Source organism: Streptomyces sp. HSW2009, assembly GCF_040240285.1.
Lineage (GTDB): Bacteria > Actinomycetota > Actinomycetes > Streptomycetales > Streptomycetaceae > Streptomyces.
This window is the reverse complement of sequence record NZ_JBEHZD010000523.1, coordinates 1-5,405: the sequence shown is the minus strand read 5'-3', so window position 1 is coordinate 5,405 and position 5,405 is coordinate 1. Positions and strand designations below refer to the sequence as shown.

At 75.0% G+C, this 5,405-nt stretch carries 5 protein-coding genes; 2 read left to right on the top strand and 3 right to left on the bottom strand.

Annotated features, from left to right (window positions below; translation table 11 throughout):
• Positions 1-213: 213 nt before the first annotated feature.
• Positions 214-1,341 (bottom strand): GuaB3 family IMP dehydrogenase-related protein, encoded by a 1,128-nt coding sequence (locus AAHZ94_RS27800; RefSeq protein WP_349996248.1) that lies wholly within the window; start codon positions 1,339-1,341, stop codon positions 214-216.
• A 142-nt stretch (positions 1,342-1,483) separates the two neighbouring features.
• The gene (locus AAHZ94_RS27795) at positions 1,484-1,750 is read right to left on the bottom strand and encodes a hypothetical protein (RefSeq protein WP_349996246.1); all 267 of its coding nucleotides are present in this window, start codon (positions 1,748-1,750) and stop codon (positions 1,484-1,486) included.
• Between the two features lie 425 nt (positions 1,751-2,175).
• Here AAHZ94_RS27795 and AAHZ94_RS27790 point away from each other — a divergent pair, with 425 nt between their 5' ends.
• On the top strand, positions 2,176-2,688 hold the full coding sequence (locus tag AAHZ94_RS27790) for a ribonuclease FAU-1 family protein (protein WP_349996245.1): 513 nt from the start codon (positions 2,176-2,178) through the stop codon (positions 2,686-2,688).
• Positions 2,689-3,099: 411 nt separating this feature from the next.
• Here the strand turns inward: AAHZ94_RS27790 and AAHZ94_RS27785 are convergent, their stop codons facing one another.
• On the bottom strand, positions 3,100-3,786 hold the full coding sequence (locus AAHZ94_RS27785; protein WP_349996243.1) for a response regulator: 687 nt from the start codon (positions 3,784-3,786) through the stop codon (positions 3,100-3,102).
• A gap of 754 nt (positions 3,787-4,540) precedes the next feature.
• Between AAHZ94_RS27785 and AAHZ94_RS27780 the strand changes: the two genes are divergently transcribed.
• Positions 4,541-5,125 (top strand): TetR/AcrR family transcriptional regulator, encoded by a 585-nt coding sequence (locus AAHZ94_RS27780; RefSeq protein WP_349996242.1) that lies wholly within the window; start codon positions 4,541-4,543, stop codon positions 5,123-5,125.
• Positions 5,126-5,405: the final 280 nt, after the last annotated feature.

Sequence of the window (5,405 nt, the reverse complement as noted above, 5' to 3'; positions counted from 1 at the left end):
CCCCCCCCCCCCCCCCCCCCCCCCCCCCCCCCCCCCCCCCCCCCCCCCCCCCCCCCCCCCCCCCCCCCCCCCCCCCTGTCTGTGATCGGGGCGGGCGGAGCCACCCGCGGGGGGGCGAGCGGCGGGCCCACACCCGGGCTGCCGGCCCCCGCACGGGCGCGAGCCCACGGCAGCGGCCCGGTGCCAGGCGGTCAGCCCGCTACCGCCCGCCCGTCACCGGTTGTCGTGCTGCGACGGGGCGACCGTCACCTCGACCCGCTGGAACTCCTTGAGCTCGGAATAGCCCGTGGTGGCCATCGAGCGGCGCAGGGCGCCGAAGAAGTTCATCGAGCCGTCGGGGGTGTGCGAGGGGCCGAGCAGGACCTCCTCGGTGGTGCCGACCGCGCCGAGGTTCATCCGCTTGCCGCGCGGCACGTCCTCGTGCACGGCCTCCATGCCCCAGTGGTGGCCGCGGCCCGGCGCGTCCGTGGCGCGGGCCAGCGGGGAGCCGATCATGACCGCGTCGGCGCCGCAGGCGATGGCCTTCGGCAGGTCGCCGGACCAGCCGACGCCGCCGTCGGCGATGACGTGCACGTACCGGCCGCCGGACTCGTCCATGTAGTCCCGGCGCGCGGCGGCGACGTCGGCGACCGCGGTCGCCATCGGCACCTGGATGCCCAGCACGTTGCGGGTGGTGTGCGCGGCGCCGCCGCCGAAGCCGACGAGCACGCCCGCCGCGCCGGTGCGCATCAGGTGCAGGGCCGCGGTGTACGTGGCGCAGCCGCCGACGATGACCGGCACGTCGAGTTCGTAGATGAACTGCTTGAGGTTGAGCGGCTCGGCGGCGCTGGAGACGTGCGCGGCCGAGACGGTGGTGCCGCGGATGACGAAGATGTCCACGCCCGCGTCGACGACGGCCTTGGAGAACTGCGCGGTGCGCTGCGGGGAGAGCGCCGCCGCGGTCACCACACCGGAGTCGCGCACCTCCTTGATGCGCTGCCCGATCAGCTCTTCCTTGATGGGCGCCTGGTAGATCTCCTGGAGCCGGCGGGTGGCGGTGCGCTCGTCCAGTTCGGCGATCTCCGCGAGCAGCGGCTCGGGGTCCTCGTACCGGGTCCACAGCCCTTCCAGGTTGAGGACGCCGAGGCCGCCGAGCTGACCGATGCGGATCGCGGTCTGCGGGGAGACGACCGAGTCCATCGGCGCGGCCAGGAACGGCAGCTCGAACCGGTAGGCGTCGATCTGCCAGGCGATCGAGACCTCCTTCGGGTCCCGGGTGCGACGACTGGGCACGATGGCGATGTCATCGAACGCGTACGCCCTGCGCCCGCGCTTGCCGCGGCCGATCTCGATCTCAGTCACTGTGTGGCCCTTCCTACGGATTACGCCCCCAGTATCCCCGACCGGGGGCACTGGGGGCGCATGGGCCGAACACCGGCGCATCGCACACCGTGCGCGCGGCCGGGCGGGCCGGCGCCCCGGGCAGCGGCGCGGCGGCGCCCGCTCACTCCTCCACGAGCACCTGGGTGAAGTCCACCACGTGCACCACGAGGACCAGCAGCAGACCGTCGCTGACCAGGTATTCGATGCCGATATTGGGGGTCAGGGCGAGCGAGCGGGTGCTCTCGTCGCCGGAGATCGCCACCGAGATCTTCGGCTGCGGGTCCTGGGCCAGGACGGACAGCCCGCGCTCCAGCAGCGCCCGCCGATCACCGGGCAACTCATCGCGAACCCGGGCCGCTTCCTCCGTGAACTTCACCGCATACAGCATGGGGTCCCCCTAGCTAGGGCCGGCGCCCGATGAGCGTAGCGGCAGACGACACGGCGTGATACCCGGTCGCCGGCCGCACCGCCCGGCCGAAAACCTGCCCCGGGCCTGCGGGAACGGCGCCGGCCTCGGACGCACGCGCGCCGGGGGGGGGGGGCCCGGGGGGGCCCCCCGGGGCCCCGCCCGGGCGCGTACGGGGCCGTATGGACCTGCGCGTACGGGCCGTGGACGCCCATGCGCTGCGCGGGCGTTGACGGGGCCGTCGCGCGCCGCGGGGCACAGCCCGCGCGCCGCGGGACACAGCCCGCGCGCCCGCGCGACGCCGGCCGCTCCGGGCGCGCGCGGGTGACTCCGGACGAGACCACACACGATCAGGCGAGACCAGAGGCGCGCCGGCGCGGGCGGGCTGGCTGGTGAGGGGACGGCACATGACAGGGGCCACGACGGGGGCGCTGCCTCCGGGCAGCGACATCACGGTCAGGTTGGTCAAGCGGGAGCGCGAGAAGGTGCGCTACCCGGCCCGGGTGATCGGCGACGACGGCAACCACGTGGTGGTCCGCGCGCCGTGGGCCGGCGCCGGCGTCCGCGACTTCGGCTTCGTCCGCTTCGAGCACGGCGACGTGTTCACCGAGCACTACTGGCGCGACCGCTGGTTTGCGATCAAGGAGGTGCGTGACGCGCGGGGTTCGCTCAAGGGCTGGTACTGCGACGTGACCCGGCCGGCCGGCGTCGACGGCGCGACGCTCGCCGTGACCGACCTCGATCTCGACCTGTGGTGCTCGGCCGACGGCGCCACGGTGCTCAGGCTCGACGAGGACGAGTTCGCCGAGAGCGGCCTGACCGAGGAAGACCCGCAGGCGGCTGCCCAGGCGTGGGCCGCCCTGGACGCCCTGGAGCGGCTGGCCCGCAACGGCGGCTTCGGCCCGCTGCTGGCCGTCTGACGCCCCCACGGCTCCGCGGGGCTCCCGGGGGACGCCGAGGCGGCCCGGGGCCGCACAGCCACCCGTAGCACGCCGTACGGACCCGCACCGCAGCCTCGGACGGGGCGCGGTGCGGGCCGGTACGGGGCGCGGCCCCGACGGCGGGCCGGCCCCGGCCCCGGGTCGGGTTGGCGGCGGATCGGTTGGGAGAGCGCCAGTCCCGGCGGCGGCCAGCACGGACAGGCCCGGCCCCGCGGCCCGGAGCACACGAGCCAACCCCGCCCCATAACCCCGCGCACGCGTACGCGCGTGCCGAGTGGGCCCCCCGCCCGGCTGCCCGTGGCCCCGCCCGCGTACGCGCGTACCGCCGCACAGGGAACACACCGCCCACGGGTGCGCAGCCCCGCGCGGGCGGGGGCCGTCAGTCGTTCCTCAGGCCAGCCACCGGTAGCGCCGCTCGGGCCGCCCCGTACCGCCGTACCGCAGCGTGATGTCCGCGCGGCCGGTCTCCGCGAAGTACTCCAGGTAGCGGCGGGCGCTGACCCGGGAGAGTTCGCCGGCCGCTGCGCACTCGGAGGCCGAGAGCCCCTCCGGGTGTTGCCGCAGCACGCGTTCCACCAGCTCGGCCGTGTGGTGCGCGAGCCCCTTCGGCAGTTCCCGCGAACCCGGTGGCCGGGTGCCGAAGATCTGGTCCACGTCCTCCTGGCTGGCCTCCTGGCTCGCCTCGTCCAGCCCGTTGAGCCGGTGGCGCAGCGCGCCGATGTGCCGCAACTGTTCCTGGAGCGCGCTCTGGTGGAACGGCTTGATCAGGTAGTGCAGGGCGCCGGAGCGCAGTGCGGTGCGGATGGTGTGCGCGTCCCGTGCCGCCGTGATGAACAGCGCGTCCACCTGGTGCCGCGGATCGCGGGCCCGCAATTCGCGCAGCACGGTCAGGCCGTCCATGTCCGGCAGGTAGACGTCCAGCAGTACGAGATCGGGCCGCAGTAACTCCGCGGCGCGCAGCGCCTCAGCGCCGCTGTGGGCGACGCCGGCCACGGTGAAGCCGTCCGTGGCTGCGACGCATCGGCTGTGCAGCCTGGCGACCATGAAATCGTCGTCCACGACCAGGACTCTGGTCATCGACGCCCCCCTTGCTTGTGCGGCCCGCTGCGGGGCGGACTATGCCTGTGTCAGCTACCCGGCAGCGGACGTGAACTCAACGACCACAACGTCTTTTAATACCGGAAGCGAGACAATGAGGTAACCCGCGGGAAGCATGTGGGCCACGTCACGGCCTCCCCGACCGTGCGGGGCGGTCGGTGCTCCCCCCGGCGCCGACCGCCTCGTTTTCCCTGTCCGCCCTATCGATGTCACCAGCACCACCCCCACACCCCCACGAACGCGCACCACCCAGCACCGAGATCCAACCCCCCATGGCCGGACCCCGCTCCCCCCTCGCGGGGCTCCGGCAGTTCCGCCCTGGCGCGTACGCTTTCATCCCCCCTCGCGCGCCAGGGCGGATTTTCTTTTGCTTGCTTCCTTCAGGCTTCCTTCAGGCTTCCTTCAGGCTTCCTTCGGGCTTCCTTCGGGCTTCCTTCGAGTTTCCTCCGAGCCGCCGGCCCGCACCGGCCCCGCCCGCCCCTTCCGGCGTTGCCGGCCCGCTCCTGTGCCGCGCGTCGCCGCCCGTGGCGGCCCCGGCCCAACTCCCGCCACCGGGCCGCCCCGCGCCCGGTTGACCGCCCCGCGTACCGATCGGTACAGTCGCTCGCGTACCGATCGGTACGCACCGGCGTGGGCGACCTCGTCGATGCGGCGACCGGTGGTGCAGCGGCGGCTCCCACGGCGCCGTCGTGCCAGGGCCGGGTAGTGCAACAGGACGAACGGACGGGGCGGGATGGTCGAGGACACGGAGAAGCGCGCGCCGGCGGGGGAGCGGGTGTGGCGGGCGGCGTGCGAGCTGTTCGCGCGCGATGGCATCCGGTCGGTCGGCGTGGCCGAGATCGCGGCGGCCTCGGGGGTCGGCAAGCCGAGCCTCTACCGCAACTTCGGTTCCAAGGACGAACTCGCCGTCGCCTACGTGCAGGCGCAGGCGGTCGCCGGGCTCGCCTCCTTCGAGGCGGCCGGGCGTGCCTGTCCGGACGACGTGCGGGCCCAACTCCGGCACGTGATCGACCGCGTCGCGGGCGAGATGGGCACGCCCGGCTACCGCGGCTGCGTCATCGCCAACACCGCGATCGAGTTCCCCGACCGGGACCACCCGGTGCGCCGGGCCGTCGACGAGCTCAAGGCCGAGCACCTGCGGCGACTGACCGCCCTGGTCACCCGGTTGCCGGTGCGCGACCCGGACGGGCTGGCCTACGCGCTCCAGATCCTGCTGGAAGGGGCGGGCGCCGCCGCCCAGTTCCACTCCGTCGAACGGTCCCGCGCCGCATTGCCCGAGGCCGCTGACCGGCTCATCGACTCCCACCTCCAGGGGTAGCACCCCGCGACCCACGGGCCGCGCTCCAACCCGAACCCGAGCCCGTGTGCGCACCCGCCCCCGCCCCGTACGTACGAAGGAACCGGCACCAGTGACCGCGCCCGCCCCCCCGCCCCCCGCGCCCGCCGCCGCGCCCCGCCCCCCGGGCCCGCGCGCCGCGCCCCCGGCCGCCCCGCCCGCCCCGCGCCCCCCCCGCCCCGGCGGCCCCACGACGCCGGCCGTCGATCTTCCACCGGCACCGGCACCGGCCGCCCACCGGTCGTACGGGCCCGCCTGGCGG